Consider the following 24,628-nt stretch of genomic DNA (forward strand, 5'->3'; position numbering starts at 1 on the left):
CAGCGGATCCAAGATGGATTCGCTGTTTTCCTTTTGGTTTGCATCAATCTTTATCAATAAACTCATGTACCGACTTATATTCAAGACCGTGTGCTTCTGCCACTGCTTCGTATGTTACGTAGCCTTCAAGCGTATTGATTCCTTTAAGAAGAGCCTCATTTTTTCGGCAGGCTTCTTTATATCCTTTATTAGCAATTTGAACTGCATAAGGTACGGTGACATTCGTAAGCGCCATCGTGGATGTCCGCGGGACCGCTCCCGGCATGTTAGCAACCGCGTAATGAACCACTCCGTATTTTTCATACGTCGGATTATCATGGGTGGTGATTTTATCAACGGTTTCAAAGATACCGCCCTGGTCAATGGCCACATCCACAACCACCGAACCCGGCTTCATGGATTTGATCATTTCTTCTGTTACGAGCTTGGGTGCGCGTGCTCCCGGAATTAATACAGCGCCGATTACCAGGTCGGATTCACTAACAGCGAGAGCGATGTTTAACGGGTTGGAGATCAAGGTGTTAATCTCTGCTCCGAAGATGTCATCCAACTGCCTTAACCGCTCAGGGTTCAAATCGATGATGGTCACATCAGCTCCAAGTCCCATTGCTATTTTTGCAGCGTTTGTTCCAACAACACCGCCGCCGATGACGGTTACCTTACCGCGTTTTACACCGGGAACTCCTCCAAGCAGGATCCCCTTCCCGCCCTTTGGCTTTTCAAGAAATTGTGCACCGATCTGCGCCGCCATTCTCCCTGCGACCTCACTCATCGGGGTGAGAAGAGGAAGGGAGCGGTTTTGCAGCTGCACGGTTTCGTAGGCGATGCCCACTACTTTTTTATCAATCAGGGCTTTTGTCAGTTCCGGCTCTGGCGCAAGGTGAAGATACGTGAATAAGATCAGCCCTTCCCTGAAATAAATATACTCTTCAGGCAGAGGTTCTTTTACCTTCATTACCATGTCCATTGCCCATGCCTGATCTGCAGTCTGAACGATCGTTCCTCCCGCTTTTTCATACTCAGAATCATGAAAGCCAGATCCTTCACCCGCACCGCTTTGAATATACACTTCATGTCCGGATGCCACCAGGTTCAATACACCGGCAGGCGTCATTGCCACACGGTTTTCATTATTTTTCACTTCTGCAGGAACACCGATTTTCATTTTCCATCCTCCTCATTGAGACCAATGATTATTTATGTAAAACGTATCAATGTATAGTCTTCGCATTCGAGCAAAAAAATACCAAAAAACTTCCTATTTTCGGTGGCGGTTGATGACATCCAATCCGCCGGTCGCTGAAATGATGCTGCCTGTAATCATATCCGAATTTTTTTCACACAAGAAAGCGATCAGTCTGGCGATATCTTCTCCTGTTCCAGAACGGCCGATTGGTGTGTCCCTGTCTCCTACGATCCTTGCTTCTTCTATACCGGCTTCCTTCATCTCTCCAACAATGTTGCCCGGACAGACCATGTTTGCCGTGATGCCATGTTCCGCTTCCTCAAGCGCGATCGTTTTAGTTAACGATACCAGCCCCACCTTGGCAGCACTGAAGGCTGAACGATAGACCCAGCCAGGAGTATACTCTGCGTCTTGAAAACCATAGGTGATGATGCGCCCGAAACCATTCTTTCTCATAACCGGTATCGTACATTTTAAAAAGTGATACACAGAGCTTAAATTTCCGTCAATCATTTCATACCATTCATGATCTTCATAGTCAGCCAGTTTTTTTCGTTTAAATATATAAGGGCCGGCATTATTAATTAGATAATCGATACGTCCAAATTGATTCAGAGCACTTTCACAAATATGGGAGATATCCTCTTTTTTTGTTACATCGCCTTTTATGTATTGGATACGGTCTTCATATATCTCCCATTCCTGCTTGAGCTTGCTTACCGCGTGTTCGTCACTCCTATAGTTAACAGTGACGGAACATCCCTGCTTGATTAACTGCTCTGTTACTTTTTTGCCTAATCCTTTTGATCCTGCTGTGACAATGGCATGCCTCACTGTACCACCTCCAAAAACTCGAGTCTTTCATTATCATTGTAACCATTTCTTCTTAACTAAGTCTATTCCGGACACCGGCCAAATGTGTGGCACTTCTCATCTCTGCAAAACAAAAAAGCACGCTGGGTTATCCAGGTGCTTTTTTTATAAGTCAGGATTCAAGACTTTCTTCGTCCTCCCACTCTTTTTTCGAATGGCCTTGATCTACATAGTCAACGACTCCGCTCTGATACGATTCGTTGATTTGCTGCTGTATGGTTATCTCATCTTCCTGATCAAAGGATGTAAAGGAAACAGGTTTTTCTTGCTTGGGCATACTTTTGTCCTCCTTCTCGGGTTTATCTTAGTGTTCACCACGAGAGGTAAGATTAGCGTGCCATAATTTGGCTGGTTAAATTTTGGTCTTCGCCACTTTCAATTGAGATCTGACGGCTTCAAACCCGGTTCCGCCTGCTGAATTTCGTCGGGATACCACGGTTTTCGGCTGCAGTACGTCATAAACATCTTCCTCAAAACATGAAGAAGCGGATTTGTATTCTTCAAACGGCAGATCCAGTAAATACATCTGCTTCTGAATGCAGGTCAGCACAAGCTTTCCAACAATTTCATGCGCTTCGCGGAAAGGTATATTTTTATTTACCAGGTAATCGGCGAGTTCAGTGGCATTTGAAAAGTCCGAAGAAACGGCTTTTTGCATATTCTCCGTTTTAACGGTAAGTCCTTCAAGCATGCCGGTAAAAATGGCCACTGAACCTTTTAACGTATGCACAGCATCAAAGAGCGGTTCTTTGTCTTCCTGCATATCCTTGTTGTACGCAAGCGGCAGTCCTTTTAGCACAGTCAGCAAGGAAACGAGGCTGCCGTAGACACGGCCGGTTTTCCCTCGGATCAGCTCTGCCATGTCCGGATTTTTCTTTTGAGGCATCATGCTGCTGCCTGTGGCGAACGAATCACTGATTTCAACAAATTGAAATTCCTGTGAAGACCACAAAATCAGCTCCTCGCAAAAACGGGACAAATGCATCATAACAAGCGAAGCATTGCTGCAGAATTCGACCAGGAAATCCCTATCACTGACTGCATCCAGGCTATTGTGGTAGATATCATCAAACCCAAGAAGCTGTGCACTGTATTCACGGTCGATAGGAAACGTCGTCCCTGCAAGTGCACCGGCCCCTAATGGGGATACATCAATCCGCTTCATGCTGTCGGAAAGTCGTTCTTTATCCCGCTGGAACATCCAGAAATAAGCCATCAAATGATGGGCGAAAGACACCGGCTGCGCTCTTTGAAGATGGGTGTAGCCCGGCAGGATGGTTTCCACATGTTCCTCTGCCAGAGAAAGAAGCACCGTTTGCAGCTGATTGATCTGTTCGATAAATGCAGAAACCTGCTTTTTCATATACAAATGAATATCAGTAGCAACCTGGTCATTACGGCTTCTGCCTGTATGGAGTTTTCCCCCTACGGGTCCAACCTCATCTGTAAGAAGCTTCTCCAGGTTCAGGTGAATATCTTCATAGTCCACCTTGAATTCAAGCTCATTGTTTTGTGCTTTTTTCAAAAGGGATTGAAGTCCGTTCCGAATGGTTTCAGCTTCTTCTTCTTTAATGATCCCGCATTTGGCAAGCATCGTCACATGGGCGATGCTTCCGGCAAGATCCTCTTCTACTAGTTCTTTATCAAAAGAGATGGAAGCACCGAATTCATCGACCCATTGTTCGGCAGATTCGGTAAATCTTCCTCCCCATAATTTTGTGGTCATGCTTTCACCCCGTTTTGTTGCTTCACCTGGCTGCTTACTTTGGTTGGTAAGCCCCATAGGGAAATAAACCCTACGGCATCCTGGTGATTGAATGTATCTTCTGTTGAATAGGTGGCAAGTTTTTCATCATAAAGGGAATATGGTGACTTACGTCCTTCGACAATGGCATGCCCTTTAAACAGCTTCACACGTACCACGCCCGTTACTGTTTTTTGTGTTTGTTCAAGAAAAGCCTGAAGTGCAGGGCGAATTGGAGAATACCATAGCCCTTCATAAATGACTTCTGTCAATTTCTTCTCAACAACCGGCTTAAAATGGGCTACTTCTTTTACAAGCGTGATGTCTTCCAGCTCACGATGCGCTTTTAAAAGCGTTACTGCTGCAGGACATTCATAAATTTCACGTGATTTAATACCCACCAGTCGGTTTTCCACATGATCAATTCGGCCAATGCCATGTGCTCCGGCTATCTTGTTCAAATGTAGAATCAAATGCTCAAGGCTGTATGGAACCCCGTTCAGTGCAACAGGAACTCCTTCTTCAAATGCAATTTCGATGATTTCAGGTGTGTTCGGTGTATCTTCAAGTGCAGCCGTTAAATCATACGCGTCCTCTGGTGGTGCAACCCATGGATCTTCCAGAATGCCGCATTCATTGGCTCTTCCCCACAAGTTTTGGTCCACTGAATACGGGCTGTCAAGTGTAGCTGGAATCGGAATATTATGTTTTCTTGCATATTCAATCTCTTCATCACGTGACCAGCCCCATTCACGAACCGGAGCAATCACTTCAAGATTCGGATTCAAGGCAGAAATGGAAACTTCAAAACGAACCTGGTCGTTTCCTTTTCCTGTACAGCCGTGGGCTACCGCCTGCGCTCCATATTCCTCAGCTACCTCAACCAGCTTTTTGGCGATTAACGGTCGTGATAACGCAGAAAGCACCGGGTATTTTCCTTCATACATTGCATGACTTTGAAGAGCGGGAAGGACAAAATCCTGTGCAAATTCTTTTTTCACATCGAGGCTGATGGATTCAACAGCCCCAACAAGCAAGGCTTTTTCTTTAACAAAATCCAGGTCCTTTCCTTCTCCTACATCCAGTCCAAGAGCGATGACATCGTAGCCTTTTTCCTGAAGCCACTTGATCGCTACTGAAGTATCCAATCCGCCTGAATATGCCAATACTACTTTTTTGTTCGCCATTCTGTAAAAACTCCTTTGTATTAAAATACTTTAAATTTTATTTTTATGCATAACCGATTAAATAAAAGAAGCTGCTCTTTGCAACTTCAATTTTTCTTCTGAGACCACTATACCAACTCTTGAATCATATTTCAATAATTATTTATAAAAATGTATAAATATTAATAGGAATTCAGTTTTACATCTTCTTTATATTATGTATGATGGAAGCAGAGGTGATGGAAATGACATCTAATTTTGAATATAATGGGCGGCTCGGCATTGCTTTGCCCCGCCTGGAGCAGCCCTGGGAAGACTATACGGCAGCCAGACAGTCGGAAATCCTTGCCGAGTGGGAAACCGTCCGCGGAACCATTCCCGACCGAATTGCACAGATTGAAGAAACCATAAATCAAAAACAAGACGCGCTTGGCGAAGAAGACAATTTTGAAACCTCCTGCCGATTAAATTGGGAAATCGCTGAGCTCGCTTCCATAATTAACGATTTGTGGCTCTGGTACCGGACCCATCAGGATATTAGCGCAAGGCTTCATCCATAATAAAAAAACACCCGATAGTGATCTATAGATCATCGGGTGTTTTTTGTATGTTGTATACATAAAATGCATAAAATTATAGTTGTTTTTCTATTAAAAAGCGTTTTTGATAAAATTTATGGGCAAACTCTGTAACTTCTCTCGATTTCTGGTAGTTCATGCCGGCGCCAAACAGGACTCCAAGAAGCGGTATCCCTTGGACAACCTTCTTTTTCAGCATCGTAATGATCAGACCCTTTATTCCTTGTCTTAGAGGCATGGAAAGCCATGAAATATCAGCTACCGACTCATCCCCAACATAAAAAAAGGAATCGGCTTCTCCACTGCTGATTTCCTCCATCAGTTCATCCCAGCTCTCATGCTGATAGCGTTTGGGAAGAGTAGAAGCATGGAACACTTTGAGCGACATCATCATTTCATACGGTTTTTGAATGTCATATCCATAATTCATTGCAATGTATTGAATCGAACGAACCTGCAGGGCAATCATTGCCGGAATGTCGATTCCCAGCAGCAATAAACCACCCGTTCCTGAAAGTCCTCCCTGGGCAAGCGACAGCATCCGGCTTCTGGCAATCTGCTGTTGGGCAATATATGTAAGCTGGTCAACGGAACATGCTTTTAAATCTTCAATTTCTTCCGCATCCGGATGAAAAATTCTCGCCTCTGATAACAGCCTTTCCCGAACATCCATTTGATGCCTGGAATTTTGGATGAGCGCATGAACATGGAATAAAGCGGCATCAATCCCATTGTTCATCTTTTCAATCAGGGTGGGGTTCAATTGGTTCAGCTGCTGCTTCACCCATCTCTCGTACGTTGCTTCAAAGTCTGTCGGCTCATATTCAAAATAACTGGATTCCCATTGAAGAATGGAATTCAATACTTTTTCCTCTCTTGGCGTTAGGCTCACAATTCAACCTCCTGCGATTTCGCATTTGTTATAGTTATTATACAATCTTTTTATCCTTTATAACATATATCCCCTGCACCCTGCATCTTCGTGCACGGAAAGTCGGATGCCCATTCATTTCTTCTGCTATTGTAGCAGTTAAGGAGGTTATTATGGACCAGCTGAAAAATATGAACGCGGCAATAAGCTATATCGAAGAGCATTTAACAGAATGTATCGATTTCAAACAAGTGGCCCAAAAGGCCTTTTGCTCCGAATATCATTTCAAACGAATGTTTTCCTTTCTCGCAGGTATGACGCTTTCTGAATATATTCGCCGGCGGCGCCTGACACTTGCTGCCTTTGAGCTCTGCAACACTTCATTGCGGGTGATTGACATCGCGGTAAAATACGGATACAGCTCTTCAGACGCGTTTACGAGGGCTTTTCACAACCTTCACGGAACCACTCCCTCAGAAGCCAGGCAGAACGGCCATTCATTAAAAGCTTTTCCACCAATGACCTTCCATCTATCGATAAGAGGAGGAAATGAAATGAATTACCGTATCGTAGAAAAGGAAGCCTTTCATATTGTAGGTATCAAAAGGCGAGTCCGGCTCCAGTTTGAGGGTGTAAACCCCGAAATACAATCCATGTGGGAAAGCCTGAATGAACAGAGAATTAAAGAATTAAAAGGCTATTCCAATATTGCTCCGTATGGACTGATCAGTGCTTCAACCCATTTTTCTGAGGAAAGAATGGAAGGAAAAGGAGAACTGGACCATTACATTGGTGCGGCAACTACAATCCGGACATCTGATGACTGGACCTTGCTTGAAGTCCCACAAGCCACGTGGGCTGTTTTTGAAGTGGTCGGACCTTTTCCACAGACCCTGCAGCAAACCTGGGGACGCATTTATTCGGAATGGTTCCCGTCTTCTAGCTATGAACAAATAGAAGGACCCGAAATTCTGTGGAATGAACAAAAGGATATCACATCGCCAACCTTTAAAAGCGAAATTTGGATTCCAGTTAAAAAGAAGGACCATCTATAAAAGAAAAAGGACAGCTCCCATCAAGGGCTGTCCTTTGGTTTGTCATGTTTATTTAGAAAGTCGTACAGTATCGCGGGCAATCATTACTTCTTCGTTGGTTGGAATCACGATGACCTTTACTGGTGAATGCGGATAGCTTATGAAAGCTTCCTTGCCGCGAATTTTATTTAATGCAGGGTCCCAATATACTCCCATGAATTCCAGGCCGCGAAGCACTCTTGCGCGAACGGTGTCACTGTTCTCACCAATTCCGGCAGTAAAGATGATTGCATCGATTCCAGCCATGCGTGCAGCATAAGAACCGATGTATTTATGAATGCGTGAAGCAAATACTTCTAGTGCAAGCTCTGCTCTCTCGTTACCTTCATTTGCTTTTTTCTCGATATCGCGAAGATCGGAAGAGAAACCGGAAACACCAAGCATACCGCTCTTATTGTTGAGTACGTTCAGTACCTCTTCAGCGGTTTGACCTGTTTTTTGCATGATATACGGAATAAGCGCAGGGTCAATGTTTCCTGAACGGGTTCCCATGGTCACACCCGCAAGTGGCGTAAAGCCCATAGAAGTATCGATCGATTTTCCACCTTCAATGGCAGCGATACTTGCTCCGTTTCCCAAATGGCAGGAAAGGAGGCGAAGCTGTTCAATCGGGCGGCCCAGGAGTTCAGCCGCACGCTCGGATACATATTTATGAGATGTTCCGTGAAAGCCGTATTTACGGATTCCGTACTTTTCATAATATTCATATGGTAAACTGTACAGAAATGATTGTTCGGGCATGGATTGATGGAATGCCGTATCAAACACAGCAACAGCCGGAACATCGGGCAATATTTCCTTGAATGCACGAATGCCTACTACGTTGGCAGGATTGTGAAGGGGAGCAAGGAAAGAAAGCTCCTCAATTTCTTCTAGAACTTGATCTGTGATAACTGCAGAATCATGAAATTGCTCTCCCCCGTGGACAACCCGGTGCCCTATTCCTTCAATTTCATCATATGAGGAAATGATATTGTGGTCTGTCAGTTTGTTGAGCAGCATTTTGACCGCTGCGCCGTGATCAGAAATATCGGTTACTTCTTTTATTTTTTCCCCATTCACTTCAATCGTGAAGATGGAGTCATTTAATCCGATTCGTTCAACCACGCCTTTTGTGAGAACCTGCTCCTCAGGCATTTCAAGCAATTGAAATTTTAAGGAAGAACTCCCGGCATTGATTGCAATAATTTTAGCCATTCTTTTAGCTCCTTAACAGCAATGAAAAAGAAGTACATGTAACCCATGAACTTCTTCTCATTATAAATTCAATATATCCTTAACCATTTAACCATCGTTATCCGCTTATTTCAAGTTTGTAAAGGCTTTCCGGGCATATTCGTATTTTTCAGAAATGAATTCGTTTGCATTGTGGATAGAAGCCTTTAGATTATGAACGTTTAAGTTCTTTGCTAAACCATTCATTCATTTGGTCCATCACGTTAGCAATGGCCTGCTTTTTGGAAAACGACGGCAGATCCACCAGCAATGCCTGTTTTGGTTTCACTGTATTCTCCCCATTTTTCTGCAGAATAAGGATGCTTTTTGCCTGTGATTCCTGTTTAAAAAGACTTAGGGGCAGCTGAATCATTCCAATGATGACGGCCTTTTCTTTGATCATTTTTTGAAGAAGAGGCGCCTGTTCACTGGAAAACAGCCCATTGGGTACAAGAAATACTCCAAATCCCGATTCCTTCAGATAATGAAGGCTTTGCTCAATGAGCAGATGATGGGCATAGGTATGTCCTTCTTCAGCATGTACAATAAATTCCTTTGCTGTTTCATCATTTGGATAAAAACCGACAGGAAGATCGGAGACCACAAGATCCACAGGTTCCACATAGAGCGGCTTAATGCTGTCTTGATGATAAAACTCCACATTATGCTTTTGCAGATTGGAAATGATCCATGCCAGCCTCAGAAGGGTTTCATCCACCTCTACGCCAAAGCTTTTGATATTGCCTTCCAATTGATTCAATAGTGTTGTCAACAAATTACCCGCTCCTGCAGCAGGATCCAGCAACGAAAAATCTTTGGCAGAAGGCATCAGCTTCTGGACAAGATAACTGATAAAAATACCAACCGCGTCCGGTGTCATGGCATGATGAGGCTGTATGGCCTCCTTCATCCCTTTTAATACGGCCAGCTGAAAGGCCTTTCGGATTTCTTCCCGATTCATGGCTTCAAGCTTTACCTTGGCGTATTCCTTCTCTAAAAATACTTTGGTGACTTGCGACACGTGTTCGGGGATTTCTTTATGAAACATGTTTTCTCCGGTTTCCACAAGGGCATCCAAATAGGTCAGGTTCTCTTCCTGTTTAATTCTTTCTGCCGATTGGTCGATAACCGTAAATAACTTTTCTACATTCGAAAGATTGCTCTTCATTGTCGTTCCTCCTAAATATCTTGCAGCCCGCACTGTTTATGCGTTTAATCCTATATACAAAAGCTGATCATGGGAGATTATACCGCTAAAAAACTCCGGAATCAGAATCCGGAGTTTCTTGTTTTACTTGGCAGCTTTTGCAGCTTCAATGGCAGCCTCATAATTTGGATGGTTGGTTACTTCATCCACGTATTCAACGTAAGTTACCTTGTCTGAGCTGTCTACAACGAAAACCGCTCTTGCAAGAAGGCGAAGTTCTTCAATCGCTACACCGTAAGCTTTGCCGAAAGAGAGATCGCGGTGATCGGATAGCGTTTGAACGTTTTCAACACCTGCTGCTGCGCACCAGCGTTTTTGAGCAAAAGGAAGGTCAACAGATACGGTGAGAATTTTCACGTTGTCCAATTGGGAAGCTTCCTCATTGAAACGGCGGGTCTGTGCATCACAAACTCCTGTGTCAACTGAAGGTACTACTGAGATTAAACGAACAGAACCTTTTGAATCCGCAAGCGTCACTTCCGATAGATCATTGGCAAGCACCGTAAAATCCGGAGCCTGGTCACCTACCTGTACTTGCTTCCCAGCCAGTGTAACCGGTTTTTCTTTAAATGTAACTCCCATGAAAACAGCCTCCTCTTATTTAATTATGTACATGTCCCATCATATAGCGAAGAACCAGAATGTGCAAATGAAAAGCTGAGGCAGGCTTTGCCTTCCGAAGCTGGATTATGCCAATCAACGCAAAGAAAAAAGCTAACTGTAAAAACAGTTAACTCAAAAAGGGTTTTCCGGTTGATTCGGATTGTTCTGTACATTGCGTTGTCTGTTTTTATTGTTCATCATTTGCTGGATTTTCTCCACAACGCTTGGTGCAAGATCAAGCAGCCGCTCGTACAAATGAGTGCTGTTGTCCAAATGAATGGTTTTGATGCCATTTGAGCCAACAATTAAGAAAGCAATCGGTGTAATAGATACGCCGCCACCGCTTCCTCCGCCAAATGGAAGTTCTTCTGAATCCAATGGATTTTGCTGGCTGCTTCCATTTTGCTGATCTCCACCTCCAAATTCACTTCCCCCTGCTGCAAAGCCGAACCCAACTTTAGAAACAGTCAGAATGACACTTCCATCTGGTGTTTCAACCGGATCACCAATAATGGTATTCACATCGATCATTTGTTTCAGGTTTTCCATCGCGGTTTTCATTAAGCCTTCGATAGGATGCTCAGACATGTGATGTTCCTCCTGCTACATATTTTTTTGATTTTTTGTTTGCGTTGGAGCTGATGGATCTCCAGTGCTTCAACACTTGTAACATGACGACAATAGCATGCCCTATTTTAAAAGAAATCATACAAGACAGCCGGGTTTGCGTAAGGGTTCCCTGATAAACAGGTATCACTCCAATGGTTGGAATGCCTTTTAACCTTACGATATGAGATAACAAGCCAAGGACGTTTCCCTTTAATGCCCATACCAAACCAGACGCCACTGCAGTAGATGCCGCGTCTCCAAGCCCAAACCGGCTGTTCCATTTCACATCCGTAATCGTCACCTTTTTAAAAAAAACCTTAAGAATACGATAAAAGCCTCCAACATGCCGGAGTAAATTTCGATAATTATAATAGCTGTTTAAAAAGGCATGCAGCGTAATGCTTTTTCTCTTCTTTTTTTCTTTAGACGCGCCTTTTGATTTTTGCTTAAGGTCCAACTTCTTTTCTGCAAGATTTATTTTGATCTCCGGCAGCTCCAGCGTATAGGAAATCACTTTCCAAAGAGTAATCTTTAATCGAAGAAAATCGTCATCTCCCTGATGGCTGAACAAAAAAGTAATGTGGAGCGTCGAAAGCGGTAGGGCAACAAATAAGAGCAACAACAAAATAAGAATACTATATACAATAAACACAGGCCATTCTTCCTTTCACAACCATTATGGGCTTGAAGGGAAAAAATAAACCTGCTGTACGGTAAAAGGATTTATGAAACAAGAGTAGAAATGGATAAAGGACACCAGATACATTCGACAGGAGGACATCCCATGACAGATGATCGCAGAAATTTATTTGTAGCGTACAAGCAGGAGGATGAGGTTTTAAGAAAGGTAGAGCCCCTCTTGGAGCTTGCTCAAAATTACGGTTTTACCCTTGTGGATGATTATAAAAAAGCGAATATTATTGCGTCCATTGGCGGTGATGGCGCGTTTTTGCAGGCAGTAAGAAAAACGGGATTCAGGGATGACTGTCTGTACGTCGGGGTAAGTACAGGAGAGCTTGGCTTTTATTGTGATTTTCATGTGGATCATCATGAAAAAATGATTACCGCCATGGACAACAACCAAGTGGAAGTCCGTAAATATCCAACACTGGCGGTCACGATGGATCATGACGATTCAACGTTCTATTGCTTGAATGAATGCTCTATCCGCTCTTCCATCATCAAAACACTAGTGATGGATGTGTTCATCGATGATTTATACTTTGAAACTTTCCGGGGGGATGGCATGATCGTCTCTACGCCTACCGGAAGTACTGCTTATAACAAGTCCGTAACGGGAGCTGTTGTAGATCCCAAACTGCAATGTTACCAGGTAAGTGAAATGGCATCCCTGAACAACAACCTGTACCGAACGCTCGGTTCTTCTTTTGTTTTGAGCAACGAACGAAAACTCACCTTTAAAATCGAACAGGACAACAACCAGTACCCCATCATCGGCATTGATAACGAAGCATTGAGCATAAGACATTCTGAGTCCATCCGTTTTCACCTGTCCGACCGTGTAGTAAAAACAGTGAAACTAAAAGACAATTCATTCTGGCATAAAGTGAAACGAAGCTTCTTATAGAAACACAATAAACCGCCTGCTGCGTGGCAGGCGGTGTTTATTTTAGGTAATAGCCCTGTATTCGATCGAATTGTTAATAATCGTATAAACCACTCTGGCTTGGCGGATGTCTTCTGGTTCTGATGTCAGGATATCCCGGTCGAGTACGGTAAAGTCCGCTTCAAAGCCAGGGGCAATCTTTCCCCTTGCCTCTTCCTTATTGATTGCATAGGCACTGCCTGCAGTATAGAGCTGAACTGCTTCATAAGGAGTGAGTTTTTCTTCAGGCCGGTAGCCCTCATGCGTCTCCTCCGGTTTTTTCCTTGCAACTGCCGCATAGATTCCTTCTAAAGGGTTGGCTGTTTCAATCGGGGCATCCGATCCGCCTGCGCAATGCAGCCCATTCGACAGAAGCGTTTTCCAGGCCAATGCATAAGGTACCCTCTCCATTCCTAGCCGCTCAATAAGCCATGGAAAATCTGAAGGAACAAAGCTTGGCTGGATGTCGATAATTAAAGAAGGCTGCTTCATCCTTTCAATCAGCTCGGGCCGAACGAGACCTGCATGAATGATCCGGTCCCGCTCTTTTGTGACTGGCGGATATGCACCAATTGCATCAAGTGTGTATTCCAGAGATAGATCACCGATTGTGTGCACAGCCACCGGCATTTGATATTCTCTCGCCTGTTTTACCAGTTCCTTTAGAGCTTCTGGCGAATGAACAGCCACGCCGGATGTATCAGGCGCATCATTATAAGGCTTGCTCAGAAGTGCAGTTCGTCCCCCAAAGGCTCCGTCACTAAAGATTTTCATCGCTCCGAACTCCAGGTATGGTGAGATGCTTTTATGCAGGCTGGATGTTTGATAGTCCCCGGCCACACTGTGATGAACAAGAAGATGCGCCTTGAATTTCAGTGATCGATCGTTAAGAACGTTCTGAAATACGGAGATCGTTTTATCAAATCCACCGTAATATCCGAGATCCTCGGTATGGCCGCCGGTCAGCCCCATAGAAAGCAAATCCTTTACCGCAGCGGTTAATGCGGTGAACAAATATTCCTTTGTTGCAGGCGGAACCACATCTTTCACAAGATCTGAAGCACTGTCAAGCAGATAACCTGTCGGCTCGCCATTTTCATCGCGTACGATAATTCCGCCCTCCGGATTTTCCGTTTCTTTCGTAATTCCCGCAAGCGCCAGCGCTTTTGAATTGGCCAATGAGGCATGACGGCATACTCTTGACAGCAGCATCGGATGATTGGGAACCAACTCATCCAGCTCCTGGCGGTGAAAAATTTTTCGGTCGAGAAAGTTGTTTTCATTCCAGCCGTCTCCGAGCAGCCAATTTCCGGGCTTCTCTTTTTCAGCTTCTTTCTTTAGGTACGATCCCATTTCTTCTGCAGATGTAAAATGAGACAGATTCCTGCGGATCAGCTTTTCTCCGTGCCCAATGATATGAAGATGACTATCCACAAATCCGGGAAACATAACTGCTCCTTTCAGGTCTACTTTCTCTTTGATATGACATCCATATTTCTCGGACAGGTCTTGAAGGGAACCGGCATCCCGAATATCCTTTCCTTCAGCAAAGACGGCTTCCACTGTTTCCCCTTCCCTCATCATCGTATAGATTGTTCCATTGAAGTATAATGTTCCCATATTTCACCTCGTATGTACGGATTTCAGCTATGCTTTTTCCTCATTTACCATATTTCATGCCATTAACGGAATTTTCTTCACTCAAAAGGCAGGCTTTTTGCCTGCCTTTGTCATCAACTGCCACTGTTTTCTTTTAGCCTCAGTTCTATTCTCCTGATTTTGCCGGATGTTGTTTTGGGTAAATCGGATACAAACTCAATACTGCGCGGGTATTTATAAGGAGCAGTGAGTGCTTTTACGTGTTCCTGCAAATCTTTGACCAGTGATTCAGACGCTTCTTGCTGATCATCTTTTAAAATGATATATGCCTTTACAATATGGCCCCTGATCTCATCCGGACTTGCCACGACCGCGCATTCCTTTACTGCGGGGTGTTTAACCAGTGCATCTTCCACTTCAAACGGTCCGATGGTATAGCCGGAACTGATGATAATATCATCGCTTCGGCCTTCAAACCAGAAATAGCCATCCTCATCTTTTTTGGCTTTGTCGCCTGTTAAATAGTAGTCTCCCCTGAATGCCTTTTTTGTACGTTCAGGATCCTTGTAGTATGTCTTAAACAAAGCTGGAGAACTGTTGTGAACGGCAATATCCCCTACTTCACCAACAGCAGCAGGCTCTCCATTTTCATCGACAATTTCCACACGATTCCCTGGCGTCGGTTTTCCCATGGATCCCGGCCGCAGTTCCATGCCCTCCATCATGCCCACCAACAATGTATTCTCAGTCTGACCGTATCCATCACGGACCGTGACATTGAAGTGACGCTGGAAAATATCAATGACTTCCCGGTTTAGTGGTTCTCCTGCGGACACAGCACTGCGCAGCGAAGGAAGCTTATATTGGTCCAGATGATCAGTTTTCGCCATCAGACGGTATTCAGTCGGTGTACAGCATAAAACGGATATGTCCTGCTCTTCCAGTAGTGCCAAATACTTGTCTGGATCAAATTTTCCATTGTACACGAAGCCTGTAGCTCCGCAGCCCAATACGGAAACAAAGGGGCTCCATATCCATTTTTGCCAGCCCGGTCCGGCAGTCGCCCATACTTGATCTTGTTCTTTTATGCCGAGCCAGCCTTTTGCTGCTGTCTGCAAGTGTGCAAAAGCCCATCCATGGGTATGTACCGCTCCCTTGGGAAGTCCGGTCGTTCCTGATGTATAGGATAAAAATGCCATATCATCTTTACTTGTTTTAACTGTTTCAAATGAACCGCTTTCATTTTTTGCTAATTCATCAAGGGATTGCCAGCCTTCTTTACTGCCGCCAATGGACAATTTGTATTGTAGCGAAGGTAGTTCGCCAGTGATTTCATCTATGCCGGATAGAAAAGCAGCGTCAATAATTACAGCCTTTGCTTCGCTATGTATAATTCGGTAACTCAAATCCTTTGGTCTGAGCATTTCGGAGGATGGAATGACCACAATACCTGCTTTTAAACAAGCCAGATAAACCACATAGGTTTCCACTTTCCGCGGCATTACTATTAATGCTTTGTCTCCCTTGGAAAGTCCTAATTTTGTCAGTGCGTTTGCACAGCTATTGCAGCATTCAAAAAGCTTGCTGTAGGTCATTTCTTTCTTTTCCCCCAGGTCATTTTGCCAAACAATGGCTCTACGCTCAGGGTTTTGAGCAAATTTCTCCATTTCCTCCGTCACATTGTAAATCGGCGGTGCCTGCAGATCCAATAGGTTATCCATTTTACGTCCTCCTCCGTGTAAACCAAGCATATTATCCTCTTTATTATACAATAAATTTAGAATATTTTAAAATTGCATAAAAAGAGTGGGTACGAGCCCACTCTAAAGCCATATATGAAGTTGGTTAGGAATGAATTATTTTTGTTGTCCGCTGAATTGCTGCTGAGACATTGCAACAAGACGCTTTGTAATTTCTCCTCCGACAGACCCGTTGGAGCGGGAAGAACCATCAGCATTTAAATTAACGCCCAATTCAGATGCGATTTCAAATTTCATCTGATCGATTGCCTGTTGTACACCAGGTACAAGAAGTTGGTTTGAGTTGTTTGACATGTTGTGTTCACCTCCTGTACTTATAGGTTGTGAAAGAAACAAGCTTTCAATCGTGGTAAATATTAAGTTGAGAACCAAAAAAAATCCTGAAGATGCAAGGCACCTTCAGGACAGTTTTAAAATAAGTCTTGAAATTCCGTTCGTTCTTTTTGCTCTTCAAGGGTTACGGTTTCGATGGTATCCACGGCTTCCTGGATGAGCTCATCCATGTTCTCAATGGCCTGTTCAAATCGATTGGCTTTTTCGCGCTTTGGTTTTGTTTTGGGTGCTGCCGGAACAAAAATGGTACAGCAGTCTTCATAAGGACGAATGGAAATATCATACGTTCCAATTTTTTGTGAAATATCAATAATTTCCAATTTATCCATTGTAACCACCGGCCGGATAATCGGAAGGTTTGTCACTTCATTGATGGTATGCATGCTGTACATCGTTTGGCTGGCCACCTGGCCCAAGTTTTCACCATTCGCAATAGCCATTGCATTTCGCTCTTCTGCGATCCGCTCGGCGATGCGCAGCATCATCCGCCTCATAATCGTCATGCTGTAGCTTGCCGGGATCTTTTCCTTAATGAGCTGCTGGATTTTTGTGAAATGAACGATATGAAGCTTCATTTTACCACCATATCTTGTCAGCTCCTGCATGAGGTCTTCCGCTTTTTGCCTTGCCCGTTCACTGGTAAAAGGCGGGCTGTGAAAGTGTACCGCTTCAAGACGTACACCACGCTTCATGGTAAGGTAGCCTGCCACCGGGCTATCAATGCCACCAGACAGCATCAATAGCGCTTTACCGCCAACACCGACTGGCAGTCCGCCTGCCCCGGGATAGGTCTCACAGCTGATAAATGTTCCATTGTCTTTGACTTCGACTTTAACTTCGATGTCCGGGTGATGGACATCCACCGATACATTTTCGGTATTTTTTAAAATGTGGCCGCCCACTTCTCGATTCAGTTCCATGGAACCGACCGGAAAAAGTTTGTTGCTCCTGCGTGCAGAAACCTTAAAGGTTTTAGGACCTTGCCCATTTTTCAAAAACGTGGCAAGCGCTGCTTTTTTAATGCTTTCAAGCTCATTTTCTGCCCGGATGGCCAGACTGATGGCATGAATTCCGAAAACTTCCTGCAGTTTTGCGATTATTTTCTCATGATCTTCCCCATTGATTTCCACTAAAATCCGGTCGTATGACTTGAGGACGACCGCATTTGTAAACGAAGACAGCTTTTTGCGAACCGTTTCCCTCAGTTGACTTTCAAAATGTCTTCTATTCTTCCCTTTTAGCGACAACTCACCAAAACGGATAACAATGTGATTATATTGCATGTTTATTTACCCCATTACTGTCTGCAGCTGAACCACTGCATTTTTTAGTTCTTTAAGGACAATCTCTGCTTCTTCCAGTGTATTTTCATACGAAAGACTGATTCGTATGGCCGTGTTCGCCCTCTTTTGCCCCAGTCCCATGGCCATAAGTATTCTGCTCGGTCCCGTTTGCTTTGAGGAACAAGCTGAACGGGTGGATACATAAATTTCCTTTTGATCTAGTGTGTGGATCAGCACCTCGGGCTTCACTCCATCAACCGAAAAATTAATAATGTGAGGAGCTCCTTCAGACGGTGAATTGATTGAAATTCCCTGAATGTCCGAAAGACCTTCCAAAATCCGCTCTTTTACACTGTTCATAACAGTCACGCCGGCATCCATTTTATCATAAGACAAACGGAGTGCCTTGGCGATGGAAACGATGCCTGCCACATTTTCGGTTCCAGCACGTACATTGATTTCCTGCTCTCCGCCCGTAAGCAGCGGCGAAAGGCTTACCCCTTCACGTTTATACAGAATGCCGGTTCCTTTCAAGCCATGAAATTTATGGCCTGACATCGTACATAAATCAATAGCAGCTTCTTTCAAGTTCAAAGGCACCTTGCCAATTCCCTGCACATGGTCGACATGGAAGAACACTTTTGGGAATCTCTTTAAGATTTTACCGGCGTCCACGACAGGCTGAATCGTACCGACTTCATTGTTCACATGAATGAGCGAAACCAAAATGGTATCCTCCCTGATGCTGTTCTCCAACTGTTCCAGTGAAATTTCACCCTTGCCGTTGACCGGCAGGCAGGTGACTTCAAAACCCAGGGATTCGAGATAATGAAACGTTTCATAGGATGAAGCATGCTCCACTTCACTCGTGATCAAATGCTTGCCCCGTTCCTGATGTTTTAATGCGATTCCTTTGATGGCTGTATTGTTTCCTTCCGTTCCTCCGGAAGTGAAGATAATTTCATTTGGTTTAACACCCAGCAGCCCAGCTACTGTTTTCCGGGCTTGAAGCATCAGACGTTCTGTTTCTCCGCCTTTGGAATGAATGGAGGATGGATTGGCGAAATACGTTTGAGAAACCGTCACGAACGCATCAAGAACCTCTTTATAGGGTTTGGTTGTTGCACTGTTGTCAAAATAAATCATGGTCGAGTCCTCCGCATAACTCACTTATTCTACACATCAATCTATAATACCATAATGGATGAAAAGAAAAAATTGTATTTTTCCGTGCTTTTAGCATTCCATCATCGCAAGAAACTAAACCTCCTGTTCTGCTTCCATGTCTACGAAATTCCGCTTCTTTTGTGAATATAAAAAAAACCGGAACCCGTTTTGCGGATTCCGGTTTTATCAAATTTTTTGTTTCAAGTTAACTTCGAGTTCTTTCAGGATTCCCGGCTGAACACTTTCTATGGCATTGGCTGCCAGATTGAGTGCTTCTTCATATTGAAAGTTGCGGAAGGCAATCTCCGCTTCAATGAGACGGACCGAAACGGATGAATAGGAGCTTCTGTAACGGTTTCCATATTGTATGACTTTTTCCGCGAGCATTGCTGTTTCAATGATTTCTGCCGTTTCTTTATAACCCTCTTCCACTGCTTCAAGCGCATTTTCAAGCACTTCGGTAATTTCAGCAATTTCAAGCGGTTTATCATCAAGGCGTTTGGACACCTCAATAATGTAGTTTTCTGCCTTTTCTATAGTCATCAGATAATGATCGGGCAGTCCAGGCAGGTTGCTTTTTTGCATCATTCTTCTTGCTTCAAGCAGCCGTCTTCTAAGTTCTTTCAGCTTCTCCTTGGTTTCAAGCTCGTCCTTTCGGAGATTAACCAACTTTTCCTGATATTCCTGATTGGATTTTTTCAAATCCTCCAGCTGAACCGCCATCTCCTCCATCATCTCACGGATGACGGAATAGGAGTCCTTTTTTTCCTCAATCGACTGTTCAATCATAGCAAAACGGGTCTGCAATTTGTTAAACAGCTTCTCCAACCGCTTATGCACCTCTACGTCAGACTGGTCAAGCTGGTAACTTAGAGAAACCATATCTGCTTCGGTACGAATCTTTTCCATATCCAGCTGAAGGTCGGCCAGCGACTGAAGCATGACTTCCTTCTCTTTAATCACAAACTGCTTGGATATCACTTCATTTTCAAGCAGGTCATACAATTGGTCAATCTCTGTGTTTAAATGATCAATGCCTTTTTGGGTTTCATCAATTTCCAACTCATACACTTTTTCAAGTAAAGCGGCGATCCGCTCGTTCATGGAGCTTATTTCTTTATCGATGCCGATATGATTCAGGATATACCCCTGCTCTTCCATATCGGAGAATCCGTCCTTGAGATCTTTCAGGCTCGATGGAAGATCAGATAAAAGCAGGACAAGCAATTCAGGAACTGACTCCATTTTCTCGCGGACATCTTTTAAACATTCGATACTGTTTACGAGGATTTTGCGGGCTTCGAGGTGGTTGCCCTGTGAGGTCATTTCGTCAAAATGCGCAAACATCGTATTGACTTCCGAGAACTCAGCTTCAAACAGTGCAGCTGTCTTCCCCAACGAGCGGGAGTGTGTGAGAAAATACTTTTTACCCTCACTGAATTGTTCCTTGGCTTCAATGATGTCTTCTCTGTTCAACTCTTCGCTTGTTACCAGCTCATCTATTTCTGTGGAGATGGCTTTGATTCGTGATTCCATCCCCTGAAGCTGTGATTCAATTTGTCGAAGGATTCCTTTTGCTTTGTTGAACCTGTATTTATCTGCACTTTCTTCCGCATCAAACAAGGCCTCATCCATATTTGGCAGCCCGACAGTCACCATCTCATCCCAATCATTTCGCCAGGATTCAAACTTTTCTTCGGTTTCGCCTACCATGGTAAGCCCTTTGACCTTTGAAATTTCCTCTGTCAGAGGACGGTTCATAATCTCCATTTTCCAGGATTCCAGCCGGTCAATCTGCTTGTAAATCCGCTTGCGTGAAAAGGAGCCGAAAACAACTAAAGCAATTAAAAGAATTACTGCGGCAATTATGTATGTCATAGGAAGCACCCTTTCTTCCTTTCTGCAAAACTGTGAAATCTATGTAATAATCATGTTACAATGATTTACGTTTTATTGTAATAATGATTTAATCCTGTATTTACTTCGAGACGGCATTTTTTCTTTCCCTTAAACCATGTTAAGTGCTGACTCAATGTTCTAATGATAACATGTAAACCCGAATTTTGACCAAAAAAAAATGAAAAAAATGAATAATTTTTTTCCAGAATTATCAAAGTTATTTTTCACATAAAACCAATTTAGGAGGTTAAGCATGACAGGAATATATGACGGCCATATTCATACCCCCTATTGTCCCCATGGTTCAACCGATCCACTGACAGAGTATATCGAAAGGGCCATTCAATTGGGTTACTCAGGCATGACCTTTACTGAACACGCCCCGCTTCCAGAAGGATTCAGAGATCCCGTGCCGGATAACGATTCGGCGATGGAAATGTCCAGGCTTCCGGAATATCTTGACGAGCTTACTTCATTAAAAAAATATTACAGCAGTGCCCTCACTCTTAATATCGGCCTGGAAGTGGATTATATTGAGGGCTGGGAAAACGAAACCAGATCTTTTCTGGATGAATTCGGTCCCCGGCTGGACGATGCTATTCTTTCGGTTCACTTTTTAAAACAAGCTGACCGTTATTTTTGCCTCGATTACAGTGATGAGATGTTTGGAGAAATTGCCGCAATATTTGGCAGCACAGACCACGTCCATTCATCATATTACAGGACAATGGCCCAATCGATCACTTCCGATCTTGGCAAGTACAAACCAAGTAGGATAGGCCACATGACACTGGTAAACAAATTTCAGGCTCTCTATCCGACAGAAACCTCTTTCGACCGTGAAATCAAGGATATATTACAACTTGTCAAAACTCACGGTATGGAGCTGGACTATAATGGGGCCGGACTTTCAAAGCCTTTCTGCAAGGAACCTTATCCCCCGGACTGGGTGATTGATGCCGCTGTAAAACAAGAAATCCCTCTCGTATATGGATCGGATGCCCATAGTGTAAAGGGATTGGGCCAGGGCTTCGATTCACTCATCCATACCCAAAGCTTAACCGTTCCACTTTTCCTGGATGGTAGCGAATAATGGATTTTGCACGGCAGAAAGAAGAGAGCCTTTCCTTTGCGGCACACATACAGACTGTTCCAGCCATTTATGGATAAAACTCATATAAGAAGTAACAAATAACGGGTCATGAGGCGCGGTATAAAACACTTCAGAAATATATAATGGATGAAGAAAAGGCAGAATAATCAGGTTGCGCAGCTGCAGGGTCAGCAGCATAACCGGCTGTTTGTGAAACTCTTTTTGTTTCATTCCTTTTTCAAAAATGGAATCATAATAATATTTTTCTTTTGCCAGGTAAGTGGTCATTACTTCGCGAACGAGTGTTGAGTCCAGGGTCATTTCACGATGCACAAACCGGGACAGATAAGGCTGCCGGAGTTGATAGTTCAGGACACTCTCAATCACTTCCAACATTCGCTCCTTCTCGGGCTGATCGGCGGAGGTATGGTAGACGACTTCGATTTTACGGATGTATCCTTCATAAAACGAGGAGATCAATTCTTCGAGAAGTCCTTTCTTGCCTCCGAAATGGTAGGAAACAAGAGCGAGGTTCACTCCCGCTTTTTTTGCAATCTGACGGACAGAAGTCCCCTGATATCCCTGACTTGTGAACAGTTCAACTGCCGCTTCGGCAATTTTTATCTTTGTGGCCATCTGATCTTTTGACATATTACAACCACCGCCCTTCTTAATACTTCTTTTTTCTTTCATAGAGGTGTTTTTCCCTTTAAGATTCGCTCGACAAATACATCTGTTCGGATGTTTTCTTCTACAATTTTTGATAAGATGGTAAAAGACGGCTAGCACATAAAGGGGGATGTTCATGTTTACAGTCGAAAAATACAGTCAGAACCGCGAAGAGGGATACGAACAGCTGCTTAAACAGGCACGTGCTCTTTTAGAAGATGAAACGAGCATCACGGCTAATCTGGCCAATGCTTCCGCGCTTTTAAACCAGTTCCTTCCCAACATCAACTGGGTTGGATTTTACGAATACGAAGAATTATCGGATCAGCTTGTGCTGGGGCCATTTCAAGGTCTTCCTGCCTGTGTTAGGATTCCAATCGGCAAAGGTGTTTGCGGTACAGCAGCAAAAGAGCAAAAGACCTTTGTTGTTGAAGATGTTCACCAATTTCCGGGACACATCGCCTGCGATGCAGCGTCACAATCTGAAATTGTGGTGCCAATCGTAAAGGACGGACAGCTTTTTGGTGTACTTGATATCGACAGCCCTGAAAAAAGCAGATTTGATCAAATCGATCAAGAGTGGCTTGAAAAGTTTGTGGATGAACTGAATAAACACATTTAAGACAGACACAAAAAAACGGCACCGGATCATTCCGGGCCGTTTTTTTCAGGATACCGCCTGATCCTCTTTTTGTATGAGCGAATGCAGGGCCTGCTCGAGATCAGCCCAGATGTCCTGCCATGCTTCCAGCCCTACAGACAGGCGGAGCAAATTTTGGGGAATTCCCATGTTCTCCCGTTCGTGCTCCGGGACTCCCGAATGGGTCATGGTGGCTGGATGCTGAATCAATGTTTCTGCATCACCAAGACTAACCGCAATTTTAATGAGCTGAAGCTCGTTCATGAGCTGCTGTGCCTCCTCTTTGCCTCCCTTAATTCTGAAACTGATCATTCCCCCTGACTTTTTCATTTGCTTACAGGCAATACCATACTGAGAAAAATCCGGATCACCGGGATAAAAAATGCCCTCAACATAAGGATGCTGTTTTAAAAGGACGGCAATGTGTTCAGCATTATCACAATGGCGGTCCATCCGCACCGGAAGCGTTTTTATTCCTCTCAGAAGCAGCCAGGCGTCAAATGGAGACATAATGCCGCCAATGTCTTTTTGTGCGGTGTGGGCAATCTGTTCCATCACCTCTTGGCTGCCAACAGCCACACCCCCCACCACATCTCCGTGGCCGCATAAATATTTGGTCGCACTGTGAACAACGAGATCACACCCTAATTCCAGCGGCCTCTGCAGGTATGGTGAACAAAATGTATTATCGACAATGACTGGGATCCCTTTTTCTTTGGCTATAGTCACCACCATCTCGAGGTCAACCAGCTTCATCGTCGGATTGATTGGGGATTCAATGTAAATCAGTGACGTATTTGACAGGATTCCCGTATTGAGCTCTTCTGCGCTTTCCATGGAGAGAAAGGAATGACTGATTCCCAGTCGCTCCTCCATGAATTGCAGTAGTCCGTACGTACAGCCATAGACACCTTCTGAACAAAGAATATGCTCCCCGGTTTTCGCAAGTCCCAGCAAAACGGCAGAAACTGCTGCCATCCCGGAAGCAAACGCCAATGCTTCCTCACCGCTTTCGAGCACCGCCATTCTTTCTTCGAATTGGCGGACGGTCGGATTTTTCAGCCGGGAGTAGACGTAACCTTCCTCTGCTCCGGCAAATCTCCGTTCTCCCGTCTCTGCATCCGGAAACACAAAGGTGGAAGTTTGAAAGATGGGCGGGGAAAGACTGCCGCTATGCTCCCTGTCATCATATCCAGCATGAATCGCGTGCGTCTCAAAATAATTAGACTTCATATATATGCACCCCTTCTCCATTTGTAAGCGCTTACTATAATAGCTTCTTCTTCAGAAAGGTGAATCCTCCCCTTCCCTTACTAATGTATTCATCCGTTCAGGCCGATGTCTCCTTTTCTCGAAGGCAGCCCTTGACTTCACCTTCAAAAAAACATATACTATTCCTTGTGTAAAATAAAGCGGCACTGTGTTCGTCACTT

Annotated in this window: 24 protein-coding genes; 5 read left to right on the forward strand and 19 right to left on the reverse strand. The window is 44.1% G+C overall.

Annotation, left to right across the window (positions count from 1 at the left end; all coding sequences use genetic code 11):
* Positions 1-43 precede the first annotated feature (43 nt).
* The 5 genes from ald to BLT53_RS11380 all read right to left on the reverse strand — a co-directional run bounded on the left by ald (position 44) and on the right by BLT53_RS11380 (position 4,990).
* On the reverse strand, positions 44-1,165 hold the full coding sequence (gene ald, locus BLT53_RS11365; protein ID WP_090234954.1) for an alanine dehydrogenase: 1,122 nt from the start codon (positions 1,163-1,165) through the stop codon (positions 44-46).
* Positions 1,166-1,258: 93 nt separating this feature from the next.
* Positions 1,259-2,020 (reverse strand): SDR family oxidoreductase, encoded by a 762-nt coding sequence (locus BLT53_RS11370; protein WP_090234957.1) that lies wholly within the window; start codon positions 2,018-2,020, stop codon positions 1,259-1,261.
* Between the two features lie 151 nt (positions 2,021-2,171).
* The gene (locus BLT53_RS25045; RefSeq protein WP_170834315.1) at positions 2,172-2,336 is read right to left on the reverse strand and encodes a hypothetical protein; all 165 of its coding nucleotides are present in this window, start codon (positions 2,334-2,336) and stop codon (positions 2,172-2,174) included.
* Positions 2,337-2,411: 75 nt separating this feature from the next.
* A complete protein-coding gene (gene argH, locus BLT53_RS11375) occupies positions 2,412-3,785 on the reverse strand; it encodes an argininosuccinate lyase (RefSeq protein ID WP_090234958.1) in 1,374 nt (457 codons plus the stop codon).
* Positions 3,782-4,990 carry an argininosuccinate synthase gene (locus tag BLT53_RS11380; RefSeq protein WP_090234961.1) on the reverse strand — a complete coding sequence of 403 codons (1,209 nt, stop codon included), beginning with the start codon at positions 4,988-4,990 and terminating at the stop codon, positions 3,782-3,784. Before BLT53_RS11380 ends, argH begins: the two co-directional genes overlap by 4 nt.
* Positions 4,991-5,214: 224 nt before the next feature.
* Between BLT53_RS11380 and BLT53_RS11385 the strand changes: the two genes are divergently transcribed.
* Complete coding sequence (locus BLT53_RS11385) at positions 5,215-5,529, forward strand: hypothetical protein (RefSeq protein ID WP_090236835.1); 315 nt, start codon at positions 5,215-5,217, stop codon at positions 5,527-5,529.
* A gap of 73 nt (positions 5,530-5,602) precedes the next feature.
* Here BLT53_RS11385 and BLT53_RS11390 read toward each other — a convergent pair whose 3' ends face one another.
* Positions 5,603-6,439 carry an EcsC family protein gene (locus BLT53_RS11390; RefSeq protein ID WP_090234963.1) on the reverse strand — a complete coding sequence of 279 codons (837 nt, stop codon included), beginning with the start codon at positions 6,437-6,439 and terminating at the stop codon, positions 5,603-5,605.
* 152 nt (positions 6,440-6,591) lie between these two features.
* Here BLT53_RS11390 and BLT53_RS11395 point away from each other — a divergent pair, with 152 nt between their 5' ends.
* Positions 6,592-7,473 carry an AraC family transcriptional regulator gene (locus BLT53_RS11395; RefSeq protein ID WP_090234964.1) on the forward strand — a complete coding sequence of 294 codons (882 nt, stop codon included), beginning with the start codon at positions 6,592-6,594 and terminating at the stop codon, positions 7,471-7,473.
* A gap of 48 nt (positions 7,474-7,521) precedes the next feature.
* Here the strand turns inward: BLT53_RS11395 and BLT53_RS11400 are convergent, their stop codons facing one another.
* From BLT53_RS11400 to BLT53_RS11420, 5 genes are all read right to left on the reverse strand, one after another.
* Positions 7,522-8,709, reverse strand: coding sequence for an acetate kinase (locus BLT53_RS11400; RefSeq protein ID WP_090234966.1), 1,188 nt, complete (start codon positions 8,707-8,709; stop codon positions 7,522-7,524).
* Between the two features lie 190 nt (positions 8,710-8,899).
* On the reverse strand, positions 8,900-9,895 hold the full coding sequence (locus BLT53_RS11405; protein ID WP_090234968.1) for a class I SAM-dependent methyltransferase: 996 nt from the start codon (positions 9,893-9,895) through the stop codon (positions 8,900-8,902).
* Between the two features lie 123 nt (positions 9,896-10,018).
* Complete coding sequence (gene tpx / locus BLT53_RS11410; RefSeq protein WP_090234970.1) at positions 10,019-10,516, reverse strand: thiol peroxidase; 498 nt, start codon at positions 10,514-10,516, stop codon at positions 10,019-10,021.
* Positions 10,517-10,669: 153 nt separating this feature from the next.
* A complete protein-coding gene (ytfJ, locus tag BLT53_RS11415) occupies positions 10,670-11,125 on the reverse strand; it encodes a GerW family sporulation protein (RefSeq protein ID WP_090234972.1) in 456 nt (151 codons plus the stop codon).
* A complete protein-coding gene (locus BLT53_RS11420) occupies positions 11,118-11,798 on the reverse strand; it encodes a DUF2953 domain-containing protein (protein WP_090234974.1) in 681 nt (226 codons plus the stop codon). The genes ytfJ and BLT53_RS11420 overlap by 8 nt, the downstream gene beginning before the upstream one ends.
* A gap of 132 nt (positions 11,799-11,930) precedes the next feature.
* Between BLT53_RS11420 and BLT53_RS11425 the strand changes: the two genes are divergently transcribed.
* The gene (locus BLT53_RS11425) at positions 11,931-12,734 is read left to right on the forward strand and encodes an NAD kinase (protein ID WP_090234975.1); all 804 of its coding nucleotides are present in this window, start codon (positions 11,931-11,933) and stop codon (positions 12,732-12,734) included.
* Between the two features lie 42 nt (positions 12,735-12,776).
* Here the strand turns inward: BLT53_RS11425 and BLT53_RS11430 are convergent, their stop codons facing one another.
* From BLT53_RS11430 to ezrA, 6 genes are all read right to left on the reverse strand, one after another.
* Positions 12,777-14,372: an amidohydrolase gene (locus tag BLT53_RS11430; RefSeq protein WP_090234976.1), complete on the reverse strand. Its 1,596-nt coding sequence runs from the start codon at positions 14,370-14,372 to the stop codon at positions 12,777-12,779.
* A gap of 113 nt (positions 14,373-14,485) precedes the next feature.
* Entirely contained in the window at positions 14,486-16,072 is a 1,587-nt protein-coding gene (mbcS, locus tag BLT53_RS11435) for an acyl-CoA synthetase MbcS (RefSeq protein ID WP_090234979.1), read from the reverse strand.
* A 135-nt stretch (positions 16,073-16,207) separates the two neighbouring features.
* Entirely contained in the window at positions 16,208-16,405 is a 198-nt protein-coding gene (locus tag BLT53_RS11440; protein ID WP_061972481.1) for an alpha/beta-type small acid-soluble spore protein, read from the reverse strand.
* A 116-nt stretch (positions 16,406-16,521) separates the two neighbouring features.
* Entirely contained in the window at positions 16,522-17,727 is a 1,206-nt protein-coding gene (gene thiI, locus BLT53_RS11445; protein WP_090234982.1) for a tRNA uracil 4-sulfurtransferase ThiI, read from the reverse strand.
* Between the two features lie 6 nt (positions 17,728-17,733).
* Positions 17,734-18,873 (reverse strand): cysteine desulfurase family protein, encoded by a 1,140-nt coding sequence (locus tag BLT53_RS11450; RefSeq protein ID WP_090234984.1) that lies wholly within the window; start codon positions 18,871-18,873, stop codon positions 17,734-17,736.
* Between the two features lie 207 nt (positions 18,874-19,080).
* A complete protein-coding gene (gene ezrA, locus BLT53_RS11455; protein WP_090234985.1) occupies positions 19,081-20,772 on the reverse strand; it encodes a septation ring formation regulator EzrA in 1,692 nt (563 codons plus the stop codon).
* 274 nt (positions 20,773-21,046) lie between these two features.
* Here ezrA and hisJ point away from each other — a divergent pair, with 274 nt between their 5' ends.
* Complete coding sequence (gene hisJ, locus BLT53_RS11460; protein ID WP_170834316.1) at positions 21,047-21,886, forward strand: histidinol-phosphatase HisJ; 840 nt, start codon at positions 21,047-21,049, stop codon at positions 21,884-21,886.
* On the opposite strand, the gene refZ is transcribed toward hisJ, so the two are convergent.
* The gene (refZ, locus tag BLT53_RS11465; protein WP_170834317.1) at positions 21,851-22,537 is read right to left on the reverse strand and encodes a forespore capture DNA-binding protein RefZ; all 687 of its coding nucleotides are present in this window, start codon (positions 22,535-22,537) and stop codon (positions 21,851-21,853) included. The two genes, hisJ and refZ, sit on opposite strands and share 36 nt — an antisense overlap.
* 154 nt (positions 22,538-22,691) lie before the next feature.
* On the opposite strand from refZ, the gene BLT53_RS11470 reads away from it, so the two are divergent.
* Entirely contained in the window at positions 22,692-23,177 is a 486-nt protein-coding gene (locus BLT53_RS11470; protein ID WP_090234989.1) for a GAF domain-containing protein, read from the forward strand.
* Positions 23,178-23,222: 45 nt separating this feature from the next.
* Here the strand turns inward: BLT53_RS11470 and megL are convergent, their stop codons facing one another.
* Entirely contained in the window at positions 23,223-24,428 is a 1,206-nt protein-coding gene (megL, locus tag BLT53_RS11475; RefSeq protein WP_090234991.1) for a methionine gamma-lyase, read from the reverse strand.
* Positions 24,429-24,628 lie beyond the last annotated feature (200 nt).

The organism is Fictibacillus solisalsi (assembly GCF_900103485.1).
Taxonomy (GTDB): Bacteria; Bacillota; Bacilli; order Bacillales; family Fictibacillaceae; genus Fictibacillus_C; species Fictibacillus_C solisalsi.